The sequence below is a fragment of the Roseovarius aestuariivivens genome, assembly GCF_004761875.1.
GTDB lineage: Bacteria > Pseudomonadota > Alphaproteobacteria > Rhodobacterales > Rhodobacteraceae > Roseovarius > Roseovarius aestuariivivens.
The window spans coordinates 1-24,025 of the sequence record NZ_SJEY01000013.1 but is presented as its reverse complement, the minus strand read 5'-3'; the positions used below and the strand labels follow the sequence as shown (position 1 = coordinate 24,025).

Below are 24,025 nucleotides of genomic sequence, written 5' to 3'. Positions count from 1 at the left end.
AGCCTATTTGACCAAATTTGGCACATAAATTCGCAGAACGCCCAGGGGGCATTCCTGCGTGTCGCGTTTTCCGGCCTATTGCGGAAAACCGAGCGAGACTTCCTCGCCGCCCTCGGACTTGACCCAAAGTGCCGTTTTCGTGATCCGCGTGACCGTCATACCCTCGATCAGCGCATCTCCTTCACGCAGAACCATGTCACCGGACGGATGGGAAATCATTGCCCAGATCACACCGCTGAGTTCCACGACACCGGTAAGAGTATACCCCAGGCTTTCGAGCGGAGGCATGACCTTCGGCGGTGGTTGCGGTTCTTCCCGCTGCGGTGCCGGTGGTTCAGGCGCAGCGGGCGGGCGCGGTTCACCGAATAGCGCGGGCCATTGCCGCGACACCGGCTGCAGCTCTGGTGACTTCGCGGCTTGCTCCGGCGAGACGCTGCGCCGGATCTGCGGCTTTGGCTCGGCGTGAAGCTCTTCCCACAATAATTGCGCGGCCCAGCCCGCCGAACCGAGCGCAACCAGAAGCGTGATATAGGCCAGCAGCCGCATGGGTGTCCTTCTCTGGCAACACGACAAGACCATGTCGCCACGATAAGTAGACGGAGATTCCCGCCGATGGTACATGTTAACGAAACTATAAAAAAAGAGCAGAAATATGCAGGCAGGATCATTCGTCAGGGCCGCGTCGGTTGGCCTCTTCTTCGTGCTTGGCAGCTGTGGCGCCGGAAGCGGGGTCGGCGAAAAGAGCTTTCAAAAGCAATATGCCGTTGCGCGCGACGCGCTAGAACGCGGACATTACGTACGTGCCACGGAAACCTATGCCGTCCTGATCCCGCAATCAGGTCCGCTCAAGCCGCGTCTGACGCTGGAATACACCCACGCGCTTTTGCGCGCTGGGAGATTTGAGAAGGCGTCGGCCCATGCCGAGGCATTGGCCCGGTCGAGCCACGGCACAGCGCGAAGTGCGGCCCTCGCTGTTCAAGGCACTGCGGACCACGAATTGGGCCTCACAGCCCTTTTCGAGGGTGACAAGGCCGCCGGAAAGCAACACTTGCAAAAAGCCTCTGCCGCTCTGGGCGAACTTTTGGCGAAGGATGCCGACCTCGATCCGCTTGGGTCCATGGCCGAACGCAAATCAAGCATAGATGCGACCTTGAAAACTCTTTGATAACATCCGCCGCCTGAGGGGTGTTAAATCAATCTGCCGGCTCTAAGGTCAAGCGCGCCTCGACCATTGCAGGACGGTCAGTGCGCTCGATGCGTAGCTGCTGAATGCGATAGCCCCATTTGTCTTCTTCTGAATCCAGCCAGATCATGAAGCGCCCGAAAGGCACTGCATCAAAACGCATCGTGATCCCGCCATCCTCGCCGGTCTCCAGCCGCGACAGGCTGTTTCGCAGATTGAGCGCGATCAGACCCTGCTCTATCGCGCTCGCGCCGACCGGTTCCGTCGCGCGGGTCCCAGCCGGGCGATCAATCCGGTTCAGATCATCCCGACGGCCCAGAACCCAGGCATCAAGCGCAATCGCCTGCAAAAGCTCATTCTGCGCCGTGCGACGCTGCTCGGCCAAAGGCTGAATGACGCCAAAACCGACACCGGCAACCAAAAGCACAACGGCAAGCACACCCAGAAGCAGGCGTTCACGAGGGGCGAGCCTGAGCAAGAGGTCTATGAACCGCGCGCTCATGGCCGCGCCCTCTCGGGCGGTTCTGAGGCCGCGCGGGCCGAAATCTCCAGATCCGCACGCACCCCTTCGCTGCCGCCCTCTGCCCGCGCTTCCACGACGCGCACGTCAAGACCGGCGTCGCGCAGGGCCTCGGCCAGCGCCTCGGACGCAGAGAAATCCGCGACCTGTACCTCGGCGCGCAGCGTGTTCCCCGACTCGTAGTCAAGCACCAGCGGGCGGGCCTCATGGGCGACAAGTACGTCGGACACGAGCCCCAGAAGATCGAGCAGAGCAGCCCGGTCCTCTCCTCCGCTGGCAGCAACCCGCGCTTCGGCCAATGATCGGCTCACCTGAGTCCGGATGTCTAGGATCGGTCCTGTCGGCACAAACGCATCGCGCACCACGCCAAGCGTGGACGCCCGGACTTGCACCGTTTCCTGCCGCATTTCCTCGATCGCCAGCAATTGCGCCGCGGACCAGAATCCAACGGCAATCAGTCCGGCAAGCACCGGCCAGCGCCACGGCAAGATCCGCGACGCCAAGCGCGACCGCGCCGCGCGCGGATCGAGGCGCAGATCGCAGGTCAATTCACCATGCGCAAGGCTGCGAGGCGGCGCGAGACCAAGCGCCTCCAGCTCGGCGGCACGTCCCGCAACCGGAAGGTCGCGCTCCGAGAACAGAGCGTCGATCTCATTGGGCAGCGGCGTCATCGCGAACAATGCCTTGGGCGGCGCGCCGGCCGCGTCCAGTGCCTGGCGCAGCAGCCGCGCTGCGATGGCCGGAGACGCGGAAAACCCGTCCTCCGGCCCTAGGCGAGCCATTACCATTTCTCCGGCCACCCGAAGCACCCAGATGTCTTGGGCTGCGGGCAAGGCAAGATAATCTGGCAAAACGGCCCTGCCAGAAGATCCTGCCAGCGCTCGCCAGCGGGAAAGCTTTTTCGGATCGGTCACGATCGCCCGGCTCCACATGCGGCTCTTGGCTGAGGCCGGGAAAGGCCGCATATCGAAGGCTTGCGCTGAAAGGCCCAGGCGATCACCGAGCTGTCTTTGCGCGACCTGTTCGCGCGCATAGCCCTGCAGCGCAGGCGGCAAAGATACCGGCAAGAGCGGCGCCTCAGCCCCCGGCACGAGACCGATCTGCCGCGCCGTGAGCGGACCGGCGTTTTCGGACACGTAAACGAAACCGTCCGCACCGGTTTCGGCCGGTTCGGACCGCGCCTCTTTCAGCCGTGTCTCACGGTTGGCGTTCACCTGCGCTTGCTCCACCTTCACCACTCATCCGCACGATAGGCGACCTGCGTGCCCGCGGGAAGCGCGTTGCGCCACAGAATGACACGCCGTAATGCCCGGCGACCATCCAGTTCTGCCGTGATCTGCGCCTCGAACCACACGGACGACACGTCGAGCGGCAATCCACCAAGCGCTTCGACATCGTCTTCGCCGAACGTTGCACGCACCACCTCGGCGAACGCATCGAGCGTCTCGAAGGGTTCCCGCACCCGCGTCGACACAAGCACGTTGAGCGCGCCTGAATTGGCCTCGGGTAAAACCAGACTGGCAAGAACAGCTTCGCTTGCGGTGTTGACGTTCAGCCGACTATCGGTCGGCAAGGCCGTCACGTATGGGCGCAAAAGCAGCAACTCTGTCAATGGCACCGGCAATTGATCCAGTACGAACACCGGGCCGCGCGGCGGGATTTCCGCGCGTACCGGCCGCCCTTGGCCAAACGGCTCACCCTGCCCCGACACCATCGCGATGATCGTGCGCGAGGTCTGCTGACGTACGCCAAGACGCGTCGCAAGCACAAGAAACGCATCCCGGATCCGCTCGTCATCCGAATTGGCCAACCAGTTGACATTGAAACGTCCCTGAAGATCCTCGATCCGCCCCGACACCCGGCCCCTTTCTAGGTCGAGCACAGGATCGCTGTGCGACCAATCCTCGTTCAGGTGATCCACAGCCTGCATATCACGGTCGAGCACCGTGATGGCGAGATGCTCGTAGGAATCCAGATTAAGCTCGAGCTGCACTGCCTCTTGCGCCGCCGCCACCTGAACTCGTCCGGTTTCCGCCCGGGTCAACAGCCAGACCGCGACCGCCGAAAGGGCCGCCACGATAATCAACGCATTGACAAGGACGAACCCACGCGAAGATGTCATCGCAGCACCTCCGTGATCGTGACCTCCCCAAGATCGCCGATCACCAGCGTGACATCCAGCGCCAGCGGCAGCATATCGGTCAGGATGCTTCGCGTAAGCGCGCCGGTATCACTATCGACGGCACTTTCGAACGCGCCCGGGTCAGGCATGCCTTCTGGACGCAACCCAACGACCCAGCCGTACCCAGGCCAATAGGTGCGCAGCTCGATCGCCTCAACATGCTCCAGCATCGCCACATCCGGCGAAACGTCCGACGGGCTGTCGGGGTAAAGGCTCGACCAGGCCCGGCGAAAGAGTAGCCCTTCCGCCGGGTCCAGCCACCACTCCACCCTCTGGCGGGCAGATGCCGCCGGACGACCGGGCGCAAGGGAAAGCCCGGCCTGGCCGCCGACTGAAAGAGCTATCCCCATTCCCTTCGCCGCGATGTCAAGAGACGCGTCCGCCCGCGGCGCGTCAGGTGGATAGAAAAGCATGGGAACCGCGGCGGATAAATCGTTGCGAAGCAATGCGGTTGCCCGTCCGAGGTCAGACGTCTCTTCGACGGTCGCTGCCAGCCTGTCCCGCAGCCGCAAGGCGCCGGTCAGGCTCTGAACGCCCATGATCGCCACAAGCGCGAAAATAGACATCGCAATCACCAATTCGATAAGTGTCAGTCCCCGCGTAGACGAGGCCTTCATGGTTCCAGACCTTTATCCGGCAGGTATGTCACGAACTGGGCGCCGACCCCGTCCGGACCGCGCGCAACGACCACTATCCGAACAAGGCCGCCCGCCGTGGTTTCGGTATCATGCGTTATGCGATAGACCTGCCCGGCCATGCGCACCTCTTCGGGCAACACGCCAAGACGCGCAGGACCGTAAAGCCGAGCTTCCTGAATCCGATTGCGCGCCACCAAGCCGCTTACGACACGGGACGGCAGGCCGCCGATGGACACCCGGGACTGATCGGTCGCGCGCAGAGCCGCGATGCTGCCGATCGAAAGCACAAGGATAGCGACGACCAACTCCAGCAGGCTCAGCCCGCGAGAGCGTTTCATCCCTCTGATCAGCCGCCGGAACATTTCAGGCCGGTCCATCCATCGTTTTCGCAAAACCCACCGTTCGAAAAGCGCAGCGTGAAGGCCGTGCTTTGACCATTGGGCAGCAGCAGGATATCCGGCGTCTCCGTCCCGATGCGTGGTGAGCGCGTTTCGAACACTACGGGCTGCTGCCACGGCACCGGATCCGCAACCGGCTGCCATCCATCAGCGTCGCGTCGCAGCATCTGGATAGTGCCATCGCGCAGGCGAAGGCCACCCGTTCGGCGTGCGTCGATAGCCAACGTGCGGGCGAATTCAATCCGCTCGGCAAAGCGCGCCATATCCGACGCGCCTGACCCGCCGCTGACGCGGCCCGCAGTAAGAACCGCGCCCAGTGTCAGCACCGCCAAAACAGCGACGGCGATCAGCACTTCGATCAGGGTGAAGCCCGCGCCCTTCGAAGATCTCAGCCCTGCGTCCATGATCCGACATCCGCATCGATCCCGGTGCCGCCGGGGGCAGCATCCGCCCCGTAAGAAAACACATCGAAATCCCCATGCACGCCGGGCTGCAGATATTGATAGGGCTGTCCCCAAGGGTCGACAGGCAGACGGTCCATGTACCCGTTCGCCGCCCAGTTGGCCGGGGCCGGCTCGCTGGTCGGCTCAGAGACCAGCGCCTGCAGGCCCTGTTCTGTCGTCGGATAGCGGAAATTGTCGAGACGATAGAGATTGAGCGCGCTTGAAATCGCCGCGATATCCGATTGCGCCCGTGCAACCCGCGCCTGATCCGGACGGTCGATCACCCGCGGCACAACCACCAGCGCCAGGATCGACAGGATGACAACGACGACCATCAATTCCAAAAGCGAGAATCCGGCGTCGTGTCTTCGCTGAACCGGCCCGGCGGCCAAGGTCCGGCGGCTGCATTTCTGCATCGGGGTATCCTCTTTCTGCTCAAGCGAAACCTTAATGGATCGACACCGGGCTGACAATCTCGGCGGTGCTGGCTTATCAAGTCTGCATGACCGTCACATTCGCCGATCTCCTGCTCATCGTGATAAGTCCGGCGATCGGCTCTTTTCTCGGTGTGCTCGCCGACCGCCTGCCGCGGCAAGAAGATATCGTTCGGCGCCCCTCGGCCTGCCGAAGTTGCGGCCGTCGGCTTGGGTTTTTTGATCTCGTACCAATCCTGTCGTTTGTTCTCGCTCAGGGGCGCTGTCGCTCTTGCGGCGCGGCGATCCCGCCATGGCTGATCTATGCAGAGATCCTGGCCACGGGTCTTGCCGTGATCGCGGTGATCCTAGGGCAACAGCTGGCGGACACCTGGCTGACCGCACTGTTTCTGTGGTTACTGCTCACGCTCGTGATTACCGATCTTTTGTGGTTCCGCCTGCCCGATGCCCTGACGCTGCCGCTTATTGCGACTGCGCTTGCGCTGTCTCTGATCACGGGCCAGCCGCCTTTGACCGACGCGCTTCTCGGCGCCCTGATCGGCAGCGGCGTGTTTATAATCCTGCGTGTCGGCTACCGAGTGATAAGGCGGCGCGAGGGCCTCGGCCTGGGAGATATCAAGCTGATGGCCGGGCTCGGGGCGGCGATCGGGTCCTGGAACCTGCCGGCCATGCTTCTGACCGCGAGTCTCGCCGCGCTCGCGGTGGCTGCAGCAGGCCGTTTACGCTCACGAAACGCCCTACGCGCAAGCCGCCCGCTGCCATTCGGCGCCGCGCTTGCGGCGGCGACCGCGATGCAATGGGTGCTTTTGCAATTGCCGGCTTAAGAAACAAAGAGTTCTTCCTTTAGGTATAATTAGCGGTATGCTCTTGTGTATAGTGAGAAAGCGAAGACCAAGCTTCGACAGATAAAAGACAACCGTTTGGCGACCAAATGATTGCTTTGAGGGAGAGCGACCAGAATGTTGAAATACAGTACGAAAGCCGCCCTGTTGGGAAGCGCCATGGGCCTTGCGACCGGCGCCTTCGCGGCAGGCCCGGATTTTACGACTGACGTCGAAATCAGAGGGTCGCTCTGCGTCGGTACCGACTGTTCCTTTTCGGAAAACTTCGGCTTCGACACGCTCCGTCTCAAGGAAAACAATCTGCGCGTCCACTTCAACGACACGTCGAGTTCGGGAAGTTTTCCCAACGTGGATTGGCGCATTACGATCAACGACAGCAATAACGGCGGTGGGAATTACTTTCGCATCGACAGCGCCGACAACAACGCTTCGCCCTTCCAGATCGACTATGGCGCACCGAACAATTCCTTGCGTGTTGACGCCAACGGCGACATCGGCATCGGGGTCGATAATCCCGTAACAGAAGTCCAGATTGCCGACGGAGACACGCCCACCGTTCGCCTCGAACAGAACGGGACGAGCGGCTGGACACCACAAACCTGGGACCTTGCCGGTAACGAAACCAACTTTTTCCTGCGAGATGTCACCAACGGGTCTCAACTGCCGTTCAGGGTCAAACCGAATGCCGGAAACAACGCCCTGGTTCTCAATCCGGGCGGAAAGGTCGGCATGGGCACCAACTCCCCAGTTGTCGACCTGCACGTAGCACGGGTCGATCAATCCTGGGCGACCCTCCGGCTCGAAGCGCTCAGTGCGTCGCCGAATAAATTCGGCGATATCACGTTCACCGACGCCGGCGCCGAAGGCGCGTTTCGCTTCAATATCGACGAAACCGACGGCCACGAGATGTCACTGGATAACGATGGGGTGCTCGAATTGATCTCGTCGCAGTCTTTCAACTTCCTGCGCATCACCGCAGACGGTGCGGCTCCCAACAAATCTGCTGACATCACCTTTACCGACGGCGGCAGCAACGGTGCGATCCGGTTCAATATCGTGGATGGCGACGGACAGGAAATGTCGCTGGATCATAATGGGAACATGACGATCAGCGGAACGCTGACGACCAACGGTCCAAGCTGTGCCAGCGGCTGTGACCGGGTCTTTGACGAAGAGTATTCGCTCCGCACGATCGAGGAGCACGCCGAATTGATGTGGACCAACGGGCATCTTCCGGCGGTCGGCCCGACCCGTCCCGGTCAGCCGGTCAACATCACAGACAAGATGGGGAATATCCTCAACGAACTGGAACATGCGCATATCTACATCGCGCAGCAGCAGCTAATGATCGATGGCCTGAGTGACCGCGTGGCAAAGCTCGAGACAACGGTTCTCGACTGACCTCGATCTTGTGACGATATCCATCCAGGCCCGGCCAACGCGCCGTGCTTGGCGCTTTGATCACCCCGAAAATATACCTTACCGCACTTGCATGGTGGTCGCTTGACCGACCACTCTGGCATGGCACGATGTACCGGTATCACGCGATTCCCGACCACGCCGAAGCAGAAAAGAACCAAGTCGACATGAGCGGAAAGACCTCTTCCTGGCAGAATGCCTTGGCGTATCGAAGCTTGGTCTGTCTCGTTCTTTCGCTGTCCTCTCTCGCCGCCACGGCGAACGAAGACCGGGCGGCAGATGATAACGCCACACCACGGGTCACGATGCAGCAGATCGAAGACGCCTGGCGCAAGGGCGATTTCATCTTCGCGCGCGAAGGCCTTGGCCAGTTGGCCGCAGAAGGCGGTTCGGCCGTTGCCGAATACCGCTATGGGCGCGTCTTGCTCGAAGGGCGCGGCGGGCCGCGGGACATTCCTGCAGCGATCAAGTGGCTGGAACAGGCCGCTGGCAGAAATCATGTGTCGGCGATGACCCTTCTTGCCCGCCTCCAACTGTCCGACGAAACAGACATTACCGAGGGCGGCGCGGGCACCGCGCCCGAACTGAGCGAAAACCGGGCCGTAGACTTGCTGTCGCGGGCGGCAGCGCTCGGCGGCGCCGATGCGCAGTATCTCTTGGGCCAGCTTTACCTGACCGGCACCGGCGTCGAGAAGGATGCCACCTCGGCCTACACATGGTATCTCGCCGCCGCCAATCAGAACATGGCAGAGGCACAGTACACTCTGAGCCAGCTCTACGATGCCGGGCTCGGAACCGCTGTCGATCCGGCCACGGCCGTCACATGGCTCCGGTCCGCCGCCGAGAACGGACACCATCCGGCGCAGTTTCGCCTTGCTGTCAGGCTTAAACATGGCGACGGCACGGATCCGGCACCGGACGAGGCCCTACAATGGTACCGGCGCGCGGCGGAAACCGGCATGCCGATCGCGCAACGGGAACTGGGCATGCACTACCTGCGTGGCGATCTCGTGGACCAAAACGTCGACGAAGGCCTGCGCTGGCTGCAAACGGCGGCAGAGGCCGGCGATGCAGGCGCCATGAGCAACCTCGGCTTCGCCTACGCCACCGGTCTTGGTGTCACGCCCAACGATCAGGACGCCGCACGCTGGTATGCGCTGGCAAGCGAGCGGGGTCTTGGGCGTGCGATGGTCGCCTTGGCAAGGTTCTACGAGACCGGTCGCGGTGTGGAGCAAAACAGTGAGACCGCGCTCGGCCTTTACATGGGCGCGCTTGAAACATCGGACGCGGGTGCGGCCGCACTTCGTCTCGGACAGCTTGCCGGCGCCGGCGCGCTCGACGGGCGGATGGCGCCGCACCGGATGGTACCCTGGGCCTTGGCCGCAGCGGTAGAACGGGATGCCGGCGCGACAAGCTGGCTCGAACGCCAGGCCAAGGATGGATTGAGACCCGCGCTCACGGCCCTTGCAGAAATCTATCTCGACGACGACGTGACAGGCGCCCAAGGCGTGAAGCTGCTGGAACAGGCGGCGATGGCCGGCGATCCCGCCGCGCAGCTCCGGTTGGGCCAGCTCTATCTGCAAGGGAAGCTTGTCGCGCGCGACTATGTCAGCGCGCACAAATGGTTCAATATCGCCGCGACCTTGGGCGCATCGGAGGCAGCCCGCCTGAGAGCATCAGTCGGCGATCTCATGACCCCTGAACAATTGGCCGAGGCGCAAACCGCCACGCGGACATGGTTTGCCACGCAAGAACCCGGCCCGCCGCAAACGCACCAAAGCATTTCAAACCCAAGCCCGGATTCTGCGCGCGAATGAAGGCACGCACCGTAACCCTGTTCTTTTGTCTCACTCTCTCGGCAGGACCGGCCACTGCGCAGGAGGATGGACTTGCGACAGTGATCCAGCGCGCCGAAGCGGGCGATACCGCCGCGCAATCCAATCTCGCGCGCGCCTTTTTTGAAGGCGCGAGCGTTCCACGGAATTACGAAACCGCAGCCGATTGGGCCGAGAAGGCCGCCGCGGCGGGTGACCCGCCTGCACAAAACCTGCTCGGCCTTGCCTTCCTGACCGGCCTCGGACGGGAAAGAGACCATGCCGAAGCTTTGAATTGGCTGCGCTTGGCCGCAAAGACCGGTGTGCCGAAATTCCTTTTCGATTATGCCATCGCTCTGGAAACCGGCGCTGACGGGCGCACCGATCCGGCCTCCGCTGCCACGTTCTACAGCCGAGCCGCCGAAGCCGGGCACTTGGATGCCGCCGTGCGCCTCGGACTGCTTTATCAGAACGGCCGGGGCGTGGATAAGGACCTTGCAAGGGCGGCTCGCCATTACGAAGGACCCGCCGCGGCGGGCCATCCTGTCGCGCAGACAGCACTTGGTAGGCTTTACGTCCAAGGAGAAGGAGTGCCGCAAGATTACGCCCGCGCGGCAGAGCTTTTGCTCAGCGCAGCCGAGCAGGGATATCCCGATGCAATCCGCACACTTGCCGCCCTGTCTGAGAGCGGCGTGGCCCTTCCCGTCGACACTGTGCGTCTCAACGCGCTACTCAAGTTGCTTCGCAAAGAAAGCGCTGGCCCTGATCTTGTCTACGATCCCCGCCTCGCCCCGCCGCCAACCTCGCCGGAAGAGCTTGAGAAACTCCAGCAGACGGCCCGCGCCGGTGATCCCGTCGCTCAGTTCCAGATCGCCTGGCTTCTGGCCAACGCAGAGGACTTCCCGGCTTCTACCCGGGCCGAAGCCGCACGCCTGTTCCGGGCCGCGGCTGAGGCAGGGCACGGTCCCTCAATGATCAATCTCGGGCTGCTCTACTTTCAGGGTTCCGGCGTCCCGCTCGATTTCGTTCTGGGCCAGATGTGGCTGACGCTCGCCGCCGCCGCGGGACAAACGCCCGCCGCAGATCTCATGGCGCAATTCAGCAGCAGGATGACGCCAGGACAGATCACCGAGGCGCAGAACCTTGCCGAAAAACAGGCTTTGAAATCGCAATGACGTTCCATCTGTTTTTCAAAGGGTCGTTTGCTAAACTGATAAGCAAGCAGCGCACACAAATGGATCGGCGGAACAGCTCACGGCCTGCCGAACCTGCGACACTCATCCAACACGAGAGAGCCTGACATGCGAGATTTGAAACGCCTTCTTCTTGGAACCGCCCTTTGCGTGCTCACGGCAACGGCCACTTTCGCCGCGGACCCGGTCAAACAGCACAATTCCAACGCTGTCTGGTTCGAGAACTGGATCGGCCTCAGCCATGCAACCCTGACCGTCACAGCCCCTGACGGTGAGGTCACGAAAATCGAGGCGATGAGCGGTACGCCCGTGTTCGAATTGTCCGGTCGAGAGGCGCTCGACGGCATCTATCGCTACGAACTGACTGCGGCCACCGATGAAGAGGTCGAAATCAAGAACCAGATCGACAACGGGCGAGGCGCGCAGGCCCGATCAACCGCGAAAGTGCCCTATTACGAAACGGGATCCTTTGTTGTGTCGAGAGGTGTGATAATCGTGCCCGAACGTGTCGAGGAAGAAGGCTGATCCGCCGGCGGGTCGGAAACGCCTGCAAGTTTCAGGTCATCGACTGTCGTAATAACCACTTGGCACGCTTACGGACGCGCGACGTGCCGAACGTACTTGGGTCCCTTGGCCTGATAATCCGCCATAGATCATGCAACCGTTCCTTAGTGGACGCATGATCGAAGTCGTGCCACAACATCGCGAAACAGTTCTTCACACGACGCTCTCCTGAAGCCGTGAAAAACGGGATGACGGCGTGTCGTTTTCCATCCGGGATCGAGGTTCCATGAAGCTGGTCATGCTTCTTCTTGTCAGAGATGAGATCGACATCGTCGCGACGAACATGTCGTATCACCTGGATCACGGGGTGGATTTCGTCCTCGCTATCGACAACGGCTCGGTGGACGGCACGCGCGAAGTCCTCGAAGACTACGCGCGCGCCGGTGTCGCCGAGGTGATCGACGAACCAGGTCGCGACTTCAATCAGACGGCCTGGACGACCCGGGCAGCGTTGCGTGCCCGCGACGCGTTCGGCGCCGACTTCATCTTTAGCAACGACGCTGACGAATTCTGGACCGCACCAAAGGGTGACCTGAAAGCAGGGTTGGCCGACACAAAAGCCGACCTGCTTGTCTGCAAGCGTCTCAACATGGTTTACCCATGGGACAAGCCCGACACAGGGCCCTGGATCGACCGGATAAGATACAGACCCAGCACAACATTTCCCCGTCCGGCCTTGCAGGACATCTACACCGATCCGATGGACCATCCCTATCTTTACCATGCCCTGGCCCCGAAGGTGATGATGCGGGCGCAAGGGCTCAGGCAGATCAAACAGGGTAATCACAACGCGGCCTACGAGGACGCAGCGAGAAAAGAAGCCTCGGCAATCGAGGTTTTTCATTACCCCATCAGAAACCGTGACCAACTCTGCCGAAAGGTCGTACAGGGCGGAAAGGCCTATGCGGCGAATACCACCCTTCCGCCCACGGCCGGTTGGCACTGGCGCCGATGGTACCGCATGTATCAGGAACGCGGGATCGAAGCGGTCCTCGCAGAGGCGCTGCCCTCTGATGCCGCCTTAACGGCGGATTTGGCGTCCGGCGTGGCGGTCACCGATACGCGCTTCATCGACATTTGCCGCGCTTATAGGTCGGCTTCCGGCCGGTCGCTTAGTCAATAAACCAAAGCGCCTTGAAGAGGTCTTCGGCTGGGTCGCGTCAGTCGAAACGGTCCAAAAATCACGCGCGCTTGGGCAATCGCCTGAGAAAGACCAAACCCGATTTGGCAAAATAGCTGTCGGGATTTTCCGCCGCAGCGATGGCACAGAATTTATCGTTGTCCATCGAAAGGCTGTATCCCACGCCGTCCATCTTCTCGATCCAGTACTCCCGGGTCTGTAAGTTGACGTGGTGATGTCCCCTTTGGCCCGGCAGCGCATGGGTCAAGACGACGACCGGCGCGTTCTGGAAGGTCGCTAAAAGCCTGTCGATGAATTTCTCCTCGATATGCTCGACGACTTCGACGCAGTAGACAAGATCACAGGGATACCGGTAGGGACCGCGCTTCAGATCATGCTGTGCAATGGGAAACCTCGCAGTGTTCACGTTGCGCGCCAGACCATCGAACCCGTGCGCAATGACACCCGCCCGGTGAAAAAAGCTAAGAGCGATGCCTTCGCCTGCGCCGACATCCAGCACGGTCCGGGGTGCAAATCGGTCAATCAGGTAACGCCACAAACCCGGCGTGATCGCCTGCGTGTCCCCGTGAAGCAGGTTGCCCCCCAAGTCCGGCTTCCTGTCGTCCACAACGCAGAAGTCTTTCCAATAGCCATGCATGCAAATTTCTCCGGGATGGAACGCGAAGCCCGCGTAACCCTATTTTCGCACCTTCCCGATTACAACACGCCATTGCCAAGGAGCGAATACGCGGGCGGCACACGCATGAGGCCTAGCTGGCAAAGCTGCTCGGTATTCCGAAACCGGACCGACCCTTCGTAATATGCGGTCAGGGCCTCTCGTTTCGATATCACCTCGTCATACGCCCGGTACTGCCGTGCATCCGCGAAATGCTGCGCACGCGCCGTCTCCTCCCGCGCGCTCGCGGCAAAATCCTGCAATAACTTGAAATGCAGCAGCACACCGGACACCTCGGCCCAACTACATCCTTTCACCTTGTGCGTCGAGGCGATCAGTTCGGATGTCGCCGACCATCGCAAAAGCGGCGTCTTGCGCAGCACGGGTGACGGGAAGTCCCGTCCGCGCCCTTCCCAGAAAAGCCGGTGCCGCGGTCCTCCCCGCACCGGCAATCCGCGCGCTTCGGACCGCGCCCCGCCAAGCTGGTAGCCCTCCACGTCGAAAAAGGGCGCCACTTCAAGGGGGTCCTGTCCTGCGCGGTATCCCGCCTCGGCAATCGCACCGCCGGGATACATGTCGATCATGGGTGCGACGACCGCCGTCGCTTTCTTACCGTCGAGATAGGTAAGAAAACGTCGTAAACCGGTCGCCTCACATCCCGGAAATACGAAGATCTCGTCGACATCGACGACAAAGGTCCAATGGCCGACGGCATGGTCCCGCAACAGAGCGTTTTGCCAATCGATCCCACAGCCGCTGTCGGCATAGCTCTGCTCGGTATGGAAGACGGTCACATCCTCTTGTTCCAGAATAAACGCGCGGGATCCGTCATCCGAGCCGTTATCGACGATCAGGAACCTGTCTATCCCGAGACGCCGGTAATAGTGTAGAAACCAGGGCAGACGCAGCATTTCGTTTCTCAGGCATGCCACGAGTAGAATGTCGTCGGGTGCAAGGGGCGGCAAAGCGTTCAAGCGCGTCAGCATTCCCGGCGCTCCGGCAGGTCGGTCTTGTATCCAAGCTCCCGCATCAGCGCGAGATGCCTCGGGCGGAAGCATTTCAGAATGCCGACAGGGCGCGGTCGGCTGATCTTCTTCGCATCGAAGTGATCGGACGCCGTCCGCAGCCAGGTCTCATCCGATCGCAGATCGGTGAAATCCGCAATCGTTCTCAAAGTGCCCGCCGGGTCGGCAATGACATCCTCATGCCGGATTTCGAGGTAGCTGCCGGGTTTGAGGCGCTCACTCTCATTGCGGATCCGCAAAAGCCGCCGATACCAGAGGTCCACGAAGTCCGACCGGTCCACCTCCTGCTCCCTCCCGGAAAATCCGCGGAAATCGATCGACAGCGGGCCCCAATGCTGACGCCCATGCGCCACCAGCGCCCGGTATCCGGGATGCTGCGCCATCGACCGGGCAACCCGCGCCCCGTCGCGGATAAGATGAATGATCCGGCAGTCGGGCCAGTAAAGCTGAAGCATCGATGCGCAATACCCGTAATCCGGCGTCTTGTCCGCCCAGAGCGTCTTGCCCTCCTCCGCCGCGAAAAAAAGCCCCACCGCATCACTGAACGCCGCAGGCGTCATCATGCTTTTGCCGTTCTGCGCCGCCTTGAAGGCCTCCATATCGATCTCGGTCGTCCGCGAGCCGTCGACGAACCGCGTGCGCTGCATGACGTCCAGAAGATCCCCGACCGGCACTTTCGCCGTGCCGAAGACCTCGTAGAAATTGGCGATCCAGTGGGTTTCGTTGAACACGAAAAGGTCCGGATGGGCGTTCAACATACCCCTCAAAAGACGCGTCCCGCAGCGCCCCGTTCCCACAATACAGAATTTCATGGCTGGCCCCGTCTGAACACATGGTCCCGCCGACAGCTCGGACGCGGGCGAGAGGGAAGATAGTCAACAGCGTAGCGGGTTCGCAATCGCAATCTGCCAGCGTCTGCAGACATCGTTCCACGGATTTCTGCTGCGGACTGGGCAAGAACCCGGCGAGTGAACCGATACTGGACATGGCTGGAGGTGGTGCGGGTGAAGCGCATCCAATTACTATATCTTGATGCACCATTCTGCCCCACGTCCCGAAGTTCACTCCGATAAATAAGAGCTTTACTGTTTCAGAGTATTCCAATCTGTACCGGCATACCCCATATATATGGGTGGATAGCAGGGTGGACGGATAGTGGCGCGACCTAAACACAAGCTGACCAGCGCAGCAATCAAGACAAAGCCTGCGGGTAAATACTCGGATGGTGCTGGTCTATGGTTTCACAAGCGACCCGATGGTGGCGCGCAGTGGTTCCTTCGTTACACGATATTCGGACGGCGGCACGAGATGGGCCTTGGCAGCTATCCGGACGTGTCGCTGAAAGAAGCGCGTGACGAGGCCGACAAATGGCGCGCCGTGGTCCGCGAAGGTAAGGACGCCATCAAAGAGCGTGAGCGTCAGCGGCGCGAGGCCGAGCAAAACCTGCACATCCTCTCCGACATTGCCGTTGATGCATTCGAAAGCCGCAAGGCCGAACTGAAGGGCGATGGCAAGGCAGGCCGGTGGTTCTCGCCCTTGGAACTTCATGTGCTTCCAAAGCTGGGTAAGATGCCAGTGTCGCAGATCGACCAGCGGGACATCCGCGACACGCTTGCGCCTATCTGGCACACGAAAGCCTCGACGGCACAGAAGGCGATGAACCGTCTCGGCATCTGCCTGCGCCATGCGGCGGCGCTTGGCCTCGACGTGGACTTACAGGCGACTGACAAGGCCAAGGCGCTGCTGGGCAAGCAACGCCACACGGTGAAGAACATTCCCGCTATGAACTGGCGCGACGTGCCTGCCTTCTATCAATCGCTTGACGGCGGCAGCGTTTCAGAACTGGCGTTGCGCCTGCTCATTCTGACGGCGGTACGCAGCTTTCCCTTGCGGCACCTGCACCTTGACCAGATCAACGGCGATATCTGGACCATCCCCGCAGAAGCCATGAAAGGCCGCGTAGGAGCCACCAGCGATTTCCGCGTGCCGCTCTCACAAGAGGCGCAAGCGGTCATTGCAGAGGCCACCCCGTTCGCGCGTGACGGCTTTCTCTTTCCGGGGGTCCGCAAAGGCGTGATTTCGGACATGACCATGAGCAAATTCATGGAGCGGCGCGGAATGACAGAGCGCCCGCACGGTTTCCGCTCCAGTTTCCGCGATTGGGTGGCAGAGGCGACAAACACGCCGCACGACGTAGCCGAGTTTGCGCTGGGCCACACGGTTGGCGGCAAGGTCGAACGCAGTTATCGCCGCACAGATTTTCTTGAGAAGCGCCAAGCGGTGATGAAGCTGTGGGCGAATAAACTCAGTGGGCCAGAAACAGCCGACGAATCACTTCTACAATTCGCAAAGCGTCACTGATTTGCCTAAAGGCGCTTAAACGGCCCAATCTAAATTCCAACAGAAAACCGCTTGAGACGTAATATCCTGATATGGATATTTATTTTTTGGACCATGTGGCCACAATTCGGTCCACTCGACTAACCCTTTGTGGCCACACAATTTTTTTGAAATTTAGGCTTTTCTCCGCCCGGGGTTCCCGATATGTTCTATGCTGCACGACGGAATAGAAAAAAGGTTATCAAGATGCGCTACCTGACGTTTCGCGACTTGCAAGACAAGCTCGGTGGGCGCGGTCGCACGACAATTTACAGAGACGTGGAGTTGGGCCGCTTGCCCAAGCCCGTGAAAATCGGGGGACGCCTGTATTGGGCCGAAACCGATATAGACGCCGCAATGGCGGCACACGCGGAGTAAGACCCGCTCAAACCAAAGCGAAGTCGCTAGTGGAATGAGCGGGAATATAGTCGGCAAACTATTCCTCACCATTACGCCCAGCGCCTTTGCTTATCAAGTGAAAGGACTCTGCCATGGCAGACCAAAAGTCATGGGGCACTGCCCTATTCAAAGTTAATTCAGAAAGTGGTGCACCTAGCCAAGTAATAATGTCAGGATACGACAGTTCGGCGCATAAAATCCATATCGCTGCAGGCGAAAACGGTTGCACGCCAAACGAAGCGCATGGCGTCAGTCCAAGCACATATGAAACCTCTGACCATCAAGCGCGCGACTTGGTCGCAATCTGTCCATGTCATCGAGTGATCGTCTGCAAAGACGGCATCCAGTGGATTCTGCAACAGCGTAAGAATGGTGGCGGGAAGTGGCCGTGGCGGGCGCTTGGCTACTTCTGGACCCGGAAAGCCCTAATGCGCCTCGCCGCCAGCCTGTGTAAGCCGGTTGACCCTGCCGCATGGGCTGCGCTCGCCGCTCTTCCAAAAATCATAGGAGGTTGATCATGAGCAGCAAATGGAAACGCCCCGGGGATGCGCTGGCACGCTCCACCGGGGCAGAAAAGGAAAATCAATTGGCATCGACATCCTTTACGCAAACATACGCGACATCGCGTGAACTTCAAACCCGCTATCTGCGCCGCCGCTGCGGTCTCGATGAGCACACAGCCCACTTGATTGCGATGCTGCACTTTGGGGAGGGCCGGTGATGCAGACAGCTGATCGACATAACCGCGCCCTTACCTCAATTGGGCATGCGTTGACCCTAAAGGACCAGCCAGAGGTTTGGTGTGGGCTGGAGACCGTGCTCAGAGCGCGCCTCTCGCCCTATGAACGTGCCTGCCTGCTGGCGTCGGTTGCCGCTGCTTGCGAGACCGATCCGCTTTTGGAAGTGATGGAAACCATCGTCCCGGCCAGGTTGGCCGGGGCACCGCTGCCGGTTTTCATGGACATTGAAGAAGACGCGTGCTGGTGGGCGGATCTTGCGACGCTCCCCGAGATCCGGGCCTGGCTTTCCGCCTGTTTCGTGCGCCTTCCAGCACGCGAGCAGCTGGCCTTCCTGGAGGAAGCAGGACGGAGGGCGGCAGCATGAAATGGGATGATGCTCTCAAAGCAGCGGCTGAAAACGCAGAGGCCCCCGCCTTGCCCAGTGGCGTCTCCATGCCGGACACAATCTCTGCGCAGGAACTGCAACGAAAGGAGTTCCCGCCGGTATCGTGGATTGTCCGGGATATGCTCCCGGAGGGACTTACGTTGCTGGCCGGCAAACCCAAGATGGGTAAGTCTTGGCTGGCGCTTCAGTTGGGACATGCCGTTGCCACCGGTGGTGAGGTGCTTGGACGTCAGGCGGCATCGGGCAAGGTGCTCTACGCGGCCTTGGAGGATAACCACCGCCGGATTAAGGCCCGCCTGTCTAAAAGCTGCTCAGTCGCCATGGACTGGCCCGAAGACCTGGTCTTTGCCGTTGAATGGCCTCGGCTGGATGGCGGCGGGTTGGAGGCCGTCGAAGCCTGGTTTGGACGACATCCAACCGCACGGCTCGTCATCATCGACACGCTGGCCACGGTGCGCCCGGTAGGCAATGCAAGGGACAGCCAATACACGTCGGATTACCAGTCGCTTCGCGGACTGCACGGCCTCGCAAACGCGCTTGGTATCGCCATCGTGGTCATACACCATGTGCGCAAGGCCGACGCGGACGATCCTTTCGACACTGTGTCAGGGTCTACCGGACTGACGGGTGCCGCAGATGCAACTCTCGTCCTTGGCAGCACAACCGATGGCAAGGTGCTCTATGGCAGGGGGCGTGATCTGGCCGAGTTCGAGAGCGCCGTCGATTTTGATCCGCAGACATGCCAATGGTCGGACCTTGGGCGTCCCTGTGATGTCCACGGCAGCCAAACCCGGAAGGCGATCCGAGCGGCGCTTAAGGTCGGAAGAGCCACGCCGAAGGACATCGCCGAACACGCGGATCTGGATTATGACCTTTGTGCAAAGACGTTGCAGCGTATGACCGTGGGCGGGGAGGTCGAAAAGGGCGGGCGGGGCAATTACCGGCTTAAACCTGATCCGCTGTCCTGACCGGTGGTGTCCAATCTGTCCATTTGTCCAGAACGCGAAGCGCCAAATGGACATCTGGACAGTTTGGACAGACCCTATTGCCAAACTCATTCCAATTCATGGTCACAAGGCTGACACGAATACCTGGCATCTAGAAACCGCCCCAAGCACCTTTCCCAAGGTGGCCCCCTGCTGGATACGTCTGGCAGGGGGCGTTCTTCAACGGAAAGTGCAGAGCCTTTTGCTCAAATGACGGGTTAGCAACACAAAGCGGACGTGATCGCTGTAATGGCGAATGACCGCTCAGCGGACTTTTCGGACCTTCCGCTAGATTTGCCCGACTGGCGTTCTCGGCTTTAAGCCGACCTTCAGATCGTGAGTAAAGGAGGTCTGGCAGCCAATCGAAGCTGACTTGGCTTCGCTTCCTGAGCGCTCAAAGGCTCGTCAGTTCGATACGGTTTCCGCGACCTGGAGGAAAGCGAATGGCGGGATTCGACCGAGATCTCGCGCGACATCCATGTTAACCACATATGCGAAATTGGATGCTCGCAAGATGGGAAGGTCACCCGGTACCGCGCCGTCACGCAAGATGGCAAGAGCCTGATCTGCAGCAAGTTTCCCGACATCGTAATAGCGCGCCGCAATCGAGAGGAGAGCACGATTTTCTCGAACAAGGCTCTCATAGGGGCTGACGATCGCGATGCCATTCTCAACGGCTGATGAGGTGTACAGATCACCGTAGAGACGAAGAAACGAACTCGATCCGAGATACATCCAGCGAACCCCTCGCTCGCGGAATTCGGCCATGCGGACCGGAATCAACGCGGCGTCTGGAACGCCAGGATTGCCCGGGTCGAGTTCTAGAGCCACAAACTCAATCCCAAGTTCCGGAAGCAAGGCTTGAAGTTCCTCTTTCTTAATCAGAGAGTTGCGCTCGTTGGAATGGTATAGCAGTCCGAGCTTTTCGAAACCGGGATCATATTGACGAATGATTTCGACATTCACGGCCTCCGGAACACGGTTGAAGGTCCCGGCAACGTTCTCCCGGCCGCTGCGTTCGAAACTTTCAGCGATGCGAGTACCGAAGGGATCGGCAACGACCGTGAAGACAACCGGAATATCGTCAAGAAACCGGGGATTTCCCACATCGTCGAGCGTGCCGATAACCCCGAGAGTCACACTCGTGCCGAATGTGACGACAAGATCGACCTGATCTTTTCGCGCTGTTTCCACTACTCCCGGCAACAGGCTCTTGTCTTGAGCGATATCGACACTTCGAACTTCCACATCGAAACCGCTCACGGCGATGGCGTCCTTCAAACCTTCACAGAGGTGTTCGCACCCCTCATACCATACACCCAGGATGGTCTTGGTTTCGGCGTCCGCCTGGAATGCAGATGAAAAGATTAGCGTGCCAGCGGCAAAACATGCACCGATGAACCTCATGGAATCGCTCCTACCAACAATTGGAATAGCTGAGCGTCCAGCTTAACTTTTTGTCAAGAAATGCTTGAAATTCAGGGCAGCAAAGACGACGCCACCTACAAGCGTCCAGGCGGCGACTGAAAGGATCGCAGCGGTGTATCCTGCCATGCCCGCGAGCGCCGCGATCAGGACCAGGCCGACGATGCTTCCCAGCCGTTCGCCGGTGCGCAGCACACCCAGAACCGCGGTCGGCCCGATTTTGGCGAGGTCGGTCTCGGCCAGAAACAGCGCAATGGAAACCTGTGCGCCCCGTATCATGGCGCTACCGGCGCCTGTGGCGACCATGGCCAGTGCCATCGTGGCCTGTGACGGATGGAGGGCCGCTGGCAGCAGCGCAATGCCGCCAAGACTCGCTGCGCCAAGACAGAGCATCGCGTGAGAGCCTTTTAGATGTTGCACAAGACGACCGGCCAGCGGGCCGCCCGCCATCAGCGAAAGGAAGAACAGCATCAGGATCCGGCCGATTTCGGCAGCGGATGCCCCCTGCGCATCGAGCGTGAGAGCCACGAGATAGGAAACGAAGGCCTGCAGGACAACGGCAGAAGGAATGACGATTCCCAGGATCAGGACGATCAGATGCGGGTGCCTGAGCGCCGTCCAATTCCGGGCTGTTCGGGTTTCGACCGGGTCATGACGCTTGCCGACGCCCGGTGCAACCAACCAGGTGCTGAGAAGGGCGGAGGTAGCGATCAGACCGGCGCTGACCAGGAAAACGTTGGCCGGGCCGAGACGATCGGCGAGAACTCCACCTAGGGCCACGCCGGTGAACACGCCGCCGAACAGAACCAGCGTAAAGACACCCAGCATGCTGTCGCGGTTCGATTTCGACGAAACGCTCAGAACATAGTCCTGCGCCGCGAGGGTCACTAGGGCGTAGCCAAACCCGGTAACAGTGCGCCACAGGATGATCTCTTGCGCCGTCGATGCCGCGAAAAGACCCAGATGGGCGATTACAGTCGGGATTGAAGCCGCGACGAACAGGCCCCTTACGCCGAACCGTTCGACCAGCACCCGCGCGTAAGGTGACATCAGGACGATGGCCAGCAGATACCCGGCGAGCGGCAGGGCGATTAGCACTGACTGGTCGATCCAGGACCAAAGATTGTCCGCTGCGCGCGTGTAGATTGGCAGGAAGGCCAGCGGAAGTTCATCCGCCGCGGCAAAGAGGAACAGCGCCAGCCGGACGTCCCCGAAAGATGAGGTTTCTAGCAGCCGCGGGGCGCCGGAGATCAAGCCGAACCGCTCCCCCACACGCCGCAGCCCGGCCTGCCCTTGCCCTCCGGCCGCGTCGAGCGCCTTGCCGTAGACCGTGTGGAGGGCAATGGCACGGTCTGACAATGTCCTCAAGATGGTCGCAATTGTACCTTGGCCCTTCGCAACCACAAGGCGCGAGAAGTCCCCAGCCGCCTGCATCCCGCTCAGAATCTGCACGTTTTCCAGGCCCTCGGCCAAGGCGCGCCCCGTGAGCAACAGCATCGCTTCGCTTGCCAATAGCATGGTAACCAAGAGGATCACGGCCGCATCGAGGAACGCGCTGCGAAACCGTTTGGTGATCAGATGCGGATCGATGTCGATGACCACATAGGCGACCTCTTCTCCGTCATGAATAATCGGATGGCTGCGGACATCCCGGCGTTCCCGAGGGGGGGCGAGATACGGGTCGATCCGGGTCCCTGCTTCGATCACGATCCGCCCCGTGGCGATGGCGATATAGGCGACCTCGGGCAACCGCTTGAGCATGTCGCCGAAGAATTGGTCAGCTCCGACGATTTCGTCGAGAGAGATTCCGCTGTCGAGGGCGCGCTGTACGTTCTCGCCGACGACGGTACCGATCAGATCCGTTCGCGCGGCCAGTTCCGGCTCGATGGATCGTGTCACCGCTCGGGTTACGACGGTGCCCAGCGCAATGGCGGAGAGGACGATCAGCACCACCGTGATGGGCAGAAGGCGCGCCATGATTACGGACTTAAGCCTGCCCGTGTTCACGTTCGTGCCACCCGTGTCGTCGGCGGCCGATGTATCCCTGCTGGAAGGCAAATGCGCATCATCGGGCTGCGCAATGGCCAGCTGGGCCTGTCGATACATGCAATCCGCCTCTTGCAGGCTTTGTCCCAGTCGGACCAGTTCATGATCGAGACTGCCCGCCTTTGTTGTCATCGCCGGAGTATGAGGTGATTGCCGAGAACGGATGGCTTCGAAGAAGGTGCGCAAATCGGCCAGCCTGCGGCGCGGACGGTCGAGAATAAGGTAGATCAGGACGAAAGCCAGGGCCGATGTCGCAAAGATTATGACAAGGGCGCTGCGCAACGTGATCCGGGCTATGATTCGGGAAGCGGCATCCAGTCTGTCATGCGGATATTCCACGATGACCGCGCCCGAGGGCGGTTCGCCTTCTGCCCTTCGGATCGAGAAGCCGCTATAAATCAGTTCGCGAGTTTCGTGTCCCCAAAAGTCTCCATCGGCAAGCCGCATAGCCGCAAGCACATGATCGTCGACTACTCCAGGTTTTGACCCGGTTGTATGGGCCACGATCCCTGTGGGATTGATCGCGTGGAGAGCAATAATGCTGGGATCGATATCGATGCCACGCGCCAGGATGGCGTCGCCGTCACGCAGCATGGAGATTGGCAGGCCGAGATCAAGGATGGGGCGAAACGTCTCTGCTGTCGTTTGTGCGATCACAGCAACCCGTTGCCGCAGCAGCTCGGAATAGATGGCATCGTGCTGAAGGATCAGGAGAAGCGACAGCAAGCCTTGAGTGATTGCAATGACGAAGGTCGTGACAATCCAGCTCTTGAGTCGCATCGATGACGGTACGCCTGTTCAGGAAGTCGATCTCAGTTGCCACGCAAGTGGGGCCCCTGAGAACCGTGCTACGAAGCTGCTTGAAGCCTCAAGGAAATTCGTAAGCGAAAAGGCTCAAGAGGGGCTCAAGCGTTGTCTTTAAAGAAGAACGCATCGGCGACTGTCTTTTAACGCTACGGGCTCGGATCCGCCTTGCGGTGATGCAGCGATATGCTCGATTTCAAGCCGTTCTGAACGTCTGCTTTCTCTTCCCACGCTCGATACCCTCGCACTGGCCGCGAATGACCGGAAACCGCCCTTCGCGACGGATGCTGCGACCTGAAGCAACGACCGAGTTGGGCTCAAGGTGGTCATCTGACTGAAGCTGTCGGATGTCGGCTTTCCGTATGTTTTCGAGCGTAAGTGGCTATTTTTTTGATAAGTCAGTTCTTGCG

The 24,025-nt window shown here is 60.3% G+C and carries 25 protein-coding genes; 12 read left to right on the top strand and 13 right to left on the bottom strand.

The genetic code is table 11. The features are described from left to right. Nucleotides 1-75: 75 nt before the first annotated feature. Entirely contained in the window at nucleotides 76-546 is a 471-nt protein-coding gene (locus EZV60_RS17450) for a type II secretion system protein N (protein ID WP_135507085.1), read from the bottom strand. Nucleotides 547-652: 106 nt separating this feature from the next. Between EZV60_RS17450 and EZV60_RS17445 the strand changes: the two genes are divergently transcribed. Next, a complete protein-coding gene (locus EZV60_RS17445; RefSeq protein ID WP_135507083.1) occupies nucleotides 653-1,165 on the top strand; it encodes an outer membrane protein assembly factor BamD in 513 nt (170 codons plus the stop codon). Nucleotides 1,166-1,193: 28 nt separating this feature from the next. On the opposite strand, the gene gspM is transcribed toward EZV60_RS17445, so the two are convergent. The 7 genes from gspM to gspG are packed head-to-tail and all read right to left on the bottom strand — an operon-like array spanning nucleotide 1,194 to nucleotide 5,780. Continuing rightward, complete coding sequence (gene gspM, locus EZV60_RS17440) at nucleotides 1,194-1,685, bottom strand: type II secretion system protein GspM (protein WP_135507081.1); 492 nt, start codon at nucleotides 1,683-1,685, stop codon at nucleotides 1,194-1,196. After that, entirely contained in the window at nucleotides 1,682-2,938 is a 1,257-nt protein-coding gene (gene gspL / locus EZV60_RS17435; protein WP_135507079.1) for a type II secretion system protein GspL, read from the bottom strand. The genes gspM and gspL overlap by 4 nt, the downstream gene beginning before the upstream one ends. Then, complete coding sequence (gene gspK, locus EZV60_RS17430; protein ID WP_135507077.1) at nucleotides 2,935-3,825, bottom strand: type II secretion system minor pseudopilin GspK; 891 nt, start codon at nucleotides 3,823-3,825, stop codon at nucleotides 2,935-2,937. Before gspK ends, gspL begins: the two co-directional genes overlap by 4 nt. Continuing rightward, nucleotides 3,822-4,502, bottom strand: coding sequence for a prepilin-type N-terminal cleavage/methylation domain-containing protein (locus EZV60_RS17425; protein ID WP_135507075.1), 681 nt, complete (start codon nucleotides 4,500-4,502; stop codon nucleotides 3,822-3,824). Before EZV60_RS17425 ends, gspK begins: the two co-directional genes overlap by 4 nt. Next, the gene (locus EZV60_RS17420) at nucleotides 4,499-4,861 is read right to left on the bottom strand and encodes a prepilin-type N-terminal cleavage/methylation domain-containing protein (protein WP_167853572.1); all 363 of its coding nucleotides are present in this window, start codon (nucleotides 4,859-4,861) and stop codon (nucleotides 4,499-4,501) included. The genes EZV60_RS17425 and EZV60_RS17420 overlap by 4 nt, the downstream gene beginning before the upstream one ends. 8 nt (nucleotides 4,862-4,869) lie before the next feature. Next, on the bottom strand, nucleotides 4,870-5,325 hold the full coding sequence (locus EZV60_RS17415; RefSeq protein WP_135507071.1) for a prepilin-type N-terminal cleavage/methylation domain-containing protein: 456 nt from the start codon (nucleotides 5,323-5,325) through the stop codon (nucleotides 4,870-4,872). Beyond that, nucleotides 5,310-5,780 carry a type II secretion system major pseudopilin GspG gene (gspG, locus tag EZV60_RS17410; protein ID WP_135507069.1) on the bottom strand — a complete coding sequence of 157 codons (471 nt, stop codon included), beginning with the start codon at nucleotides 5,778-5,780 and terminating at the stop codon, nucleotides 5,310-5,312. The genes EZV60_RS17415 and gspG overlap by 16 nt, the downstream gene beginning before the upstream one ends. A gap of 86 nt (nucleotides 5,781-5,866) precedes the next feature. Between gspG and EZV60_RS17405 the strand changes: the two genes are divergently transcribed. The 6 genes from EZV60_RS17405 (at nucleotide 5,867) to EZV60_RS17380 (ending at nucleotide 12,753) form a co-directional block, all read left to right on the top strand. Continuing rightward, nucleotides 5,867-6,622 (top strand): prepilin peptidase, encoded by a 756-nt coding sequence (locus tag EZV60_RS17405; protein ID WP_135507067.1) that lies wholly within the window; start codon nucleotides 5,867-5,869, stop codon nucleotides 6,620-6,622. A gap of 135 nt (nucleotides 6,623-6,757) precedes the next feature. After that, nucleotides 6,758-8,041 (top strand): hypothetical protein, encoded by a 1,284-nt coding sequence (locus EZV60_RS17400; RefSeq protein ID WP_135507065.1) that lies wholly within the window; start codon nucleotides 6,758-6,760, stop codon nucleotides 8,039-8,041. A 185-nt stretch (nucleotides 8,042-8,226) separates the two neighbouring features. Further along, on the top strand, nucleotides 8,227-9,876 hold the full coding sequence (locus EZV60_RS17395) for an SEL1-like repeat protein (protein ID WP_167853571.1): 1,650 nt from the start codon (nucleotides 8,227-8,229) through the stop codon (nucleotides 9,874-9,876). Further along, the gene (locus tag EZV60_RS17390; protein ID WP_167853570.1) at nucleotides 9,873-11,048 is read left to right on the top strand and encodes a tetratricopeptide repeat protein; all 1,176 of its coding nucleotides are present in this window, start codon (nucleotides 9,873-9,875) and stop codon (nucleotides 11,046-11,048) included. The genes EZV60_RS17395 and EZV60_RS17390 overlap by 4 nt, the downstream gene beginning before the upstream one ends. A gap of 126 nt (nucleotides 11,049-11,174) precedes the next feature. Beyond that, nucleotides 11,175-11,591, top strand: a complete 417-nt coding sequence (locus EZV60_RS17385) for a hypothetical protein (protein ID WP_135507059.1) — start codon at nucleotides 11,175-11,177, stop codon at nucleotides 11,589-11,591. Nucleotides 11,592-11,856: 265 nt separating this feature from the next. After that, nucleotides 11,857-12,753, top strand: coding sequence for a glycosyltransferase family 2 protein (locus EZV60_RS17380; protein ID WP_135507057.1), 897 nt, complete (start codon nucleotides 11,857-11,859; stop codon nucleotides 12,751-12,753). 58 nt (nucleotides 12,754-12,811) lie between these two features. On the opposite strand, the gene EZV60_RS17375 is transcribed toward EZV60_RS17380, so the two are convergent. The 3 genes from EZV60_RS17375 to EZV60_RS17365 are packed head-to-tail and all read right to left on the bottom strand — an operon-like array spanning nucleotide 12,812 to nucleotide 15,263. Beyond that, nucleotides 12,812-13,408, bottom strand: coding sequence for a class I SAM-dependent methyltransferase (locus EZV60_RS17375; protein WP_135507055.1), 597 nt, complete (start codon nucleotides 13,406-13,408; stop codon nucleotides 12,812-12,814). 59 nt (nucleotides 13,409-13,467) lie between these two features. Continuing rightward, entirely contained in the window at nucleotides 13,468-14,412 is a 945-nt protein-coding gene (locus tag EZV60_RS17370) for a glycosyltransferase family 2 protein (protein ID WP_167853569.1), read from the bottom strand. Then, nucleotides 14,406-15,263, bottom strand: a complete 858-nt coding sequence (locus EZV60_RS17365; RefSeq protein WP_135507051.1) for a sulfotransferase family protein — start codon at nucleotides 15,261-15,263, stop codon at nucleotides 14,406-14,408. The genes EZV60_RS17370 and EZV60_RS17365 overlap by 7 nt, the downstream gene beginning before the upstream one ends. A gap of 343 nt (nucleotides 15,264-15,606) precedes the next feature. Between EZV60_RS17365 and EZV60_RS17360 the strand changes: the two genes are divergently transcribed. The 5 genes from EZV60_RS17360 (at nucleotide 15,607) to EZV60_RS17335 (ending at nucleotide 19,322) form a co-directional block, all read left to right on the top strand. Beyond that, entirely contained in the window at nucleotides 15,607-16,812 is a 1,206-nt protein-coding gene (locus tag EZV60_RS17360) for a tyrosine-type recombinase/integrase (protein WP_135507049.1), read from the top strand. Between the two features lie 509 nt (nucleotides 16,813-17,321). Then, a complete protein-coding gene (locus EZV60_RS17350) occupies nucleotides 17,322-17,744 on the top strand; it encodes a hypothetical protein (RefSeq protein WP_135507045.1) in 423 nt (140 codons plus the stop codon). Between the two features lie 2 nt (nucleotides 17,745-17,746). Further along, on the top strand, nucleotides 17,747-17,950 hold the full coding sequence (locus EZV60_RS17345; RefSeq protein WP_135507043.1) for a hypothetical protein: 204 nt from the start codon (nucleotides 17,747-17,749) through the stop codon (nucleotides 17,948-17,950). After that, the gene (locus tag EZV60_RS17340; protein ID WP_135507041.1) at nucleotides 17,950-18,333 is read left to right on the top strand and encodes a hypothetical protein; all 384 of its coding nucleotides are present in this window, start codon (nucleotides 17,950-17,952) and stop codon (nucleotides 18,331-18,333) included. The genes EZV60_RS17345 and EZV60_RS17340 overlap by 1 nt, the downstream gene beginning before the upstream one ends. After that, nucleotides 18,330-19,322 (top strand): AAA family ATPase, encoded by a 993-nt coding sequence (locus tag EZV60_RS17335; RefSeq protein WP_135507039.1) that lies wholly within the window; start codon nucleotides 18,330-18,332, stop codon nucleotides 19,320-19,322. Before EZV60_RS17340 ends, EZV60_RS17335 begins: the two co-directional genes overlap by 4 nt. Before the next feature lie 423 nt (nucleotides 19,323-19,745). On the opposite strand, the gene EZV60_RS17330 is transcribed toward EZV60_RS17335, so the two are convergent. Beyond that, nucleotides 19,746-20,747 carry an ABC transporter substrate-binding protein gene (locus EZV60_RS17330; RefSeq protein WP_135507037.1) on the bottom strand — a complete coding sequence of 334 codons (1,002 nt, stop codon included), beginning with the start codon at nucleotides 20,745-20,747 and terminating at the stop codon, nucleotides 19,746-19,748. Nucleotides 20,748-20,789: 42 nt separating this feature from the next. Then, entirely contained in the window at nucleotides 20,790-23,591 is a 2,802-nt protein-coding gene (locus tag EZV60_RS17325) for an MFS transporter (protein WP_135507035.1), read from the bottom strand. Nucleotides 23,592-24,025: the final 434 nt, after the last annotated feature.

Coding starts and splice junctions, on each gene's coding strand:
- EZV60_RS17450 (WP_135507085.1), bottom strand. CDS start 546: ATGCGGCTGCTGGCCTATATCACGCTTCTGGTTGCGCTCGGTTCGGCG.
- EZV60_RS17445 (WP_135507083.1), top strand. CDS start 653: ATGCAGGCAGGATCATTCGTCAGGGCCGCGTCGGTTGGCCTCTTCTTC.
- gspM (WP_135507081.1), bottom strand. CDS start 1,685: ATGAGCGCGCGGTTCATAGACCTCTTGCTCAGGCTCGCCCCTCGTGAA.
- gspK (WP_135507077.1), bottom strand. CDS start 3,825: ATGACATCTTCGCGTGGGTTCGTCCTTGTCAATGCGTTGATTATCGTG.
- EZV60_RS17425 (WP_135507075.1), bottom strand. CDS start 4,502: ATGAAGGCCTCGTCTACGCGGGGACTGACACTTATCGAATTGGTGATT.
- EZV60_RS17420 (WP_167853572.1), bottom strand. CDS start 4,861: ATGAAACGCTCTCGCGGGCTGAGCCTGCTGGAGTTGGTCGTCGCTATC.
- EZV60_RS17415 (WP_135507071.1), bottom strand. CDS start 5,325: ATGGACGCAGGGCTGAGATCTTCGAAGGGCGCGGGCTTCACCCTGATC.
- gspG (WP_135507069.1), bottom strand. CDS start 5,780: ATGCAGAAATGCAGCCGCCGGACCTTGGCCGCCGGGCCGGTTCAGCGA.
- EZV60_RS17405 (WP_135507067.1), top strand. CDS start 5,867: ATGACCGTCACATTCGCCGATCTCCTGCTCATCGTGATAAGTCCGGCG.
- EZV60_RS17400 (WP_135507065.1), top strand. CDS start 6,758: ATGTTGAAATACAGTACGAAAGCCGCCCTGTTGGGAAGCGCCATGGGC.
- EZV60_RS17395 (WP_167853571.1), top strand. CDS start 8,227: ATGAGCGGAAAGACCTCTTCCTGGCAGAATGCCTTGGCGTATCGAAGC.
- EZV60_RS17390 (WP_167853570.1), top strand. CDS start 9,873: ATGAAGGCACGCACCGTAACCCTGTTCTTTTGTCTCACTCTCTCGGCA.
- EZV60_RS17385 (WP_135507059.1), top strand. CDS start 11,175: ATGCGAGATTTGAAACGCCTTCTTCTTGGAACCGCCCTTTGCGTGCTC.
- EZV60_RS17380 (WP_135507057.1), top strand. CDS start 11,857: ATGAAGCTGGTCATGCTTCTTCTTGTCAGAGATGAGATCGACATCGTC.
- EZV60_RS17375 (WP_135507055.1), bottom strand. CDS start 13,408: ATGCATGGCTATTGGAAAGACTTCTGCGTTGTGGACGACAGGAAGCCG.
- EZV60_RS17370 (WP_167853569.1), bottom strand. CDS start 14,412: ATGCTGACGCGCTTGAACGCTTTGCCGCCCCTTGCACCCGACGACATT.
- EZV60_RS17365 (WP_135507051.1), bottom strand. CDS start 15,263: ATGAAATTCTGTATTGTGGGAACGGGGCGCTGCGGGACGCGTCTTTTG.
- EZV60_RS17350 (WP_135507045.1), top strand. CDS start 17,322: ATGGCAGACCAAAAGTCATGGGGCACTGCCCTATTCAAAGTTAATTCA.
- EZV60_RS17345 (WP_135507043.1), top strand. CDS start 17,747: ATGAGCAGCAAATGGAAACGCCCCGGGGATGCGCTGGCACGCTCCACC.
- EZV60_RS17340 (WP_135507041.1), top strand. CDS start 17,950: ATGCAGACAGCTGATCGACATAACCGCGCCCTTACCTCAATTGGGCAT.
- EZV60_RS17335 (WP_135507039.1), top strand. CDS start 18,330: ATGAAATGGGATGATGCTCTCAAAGCAGCGGCTGAAAACGCAGAGGCC.
- EZV60_RS17330 (WP_135507037.1), bottom strand. CDS start 20,747: ATGAGGTTCATCGGTGCATGTTTTGCCGCTGGCACGCTAATCTTTTCA.
- EZV60_RS17325 (WP_135507035.1), bottom strand. CDS start 23,591: ATGCGACTCAAGAGCTGGATTGTCACGACCTTCGTCATTGCAATCACT.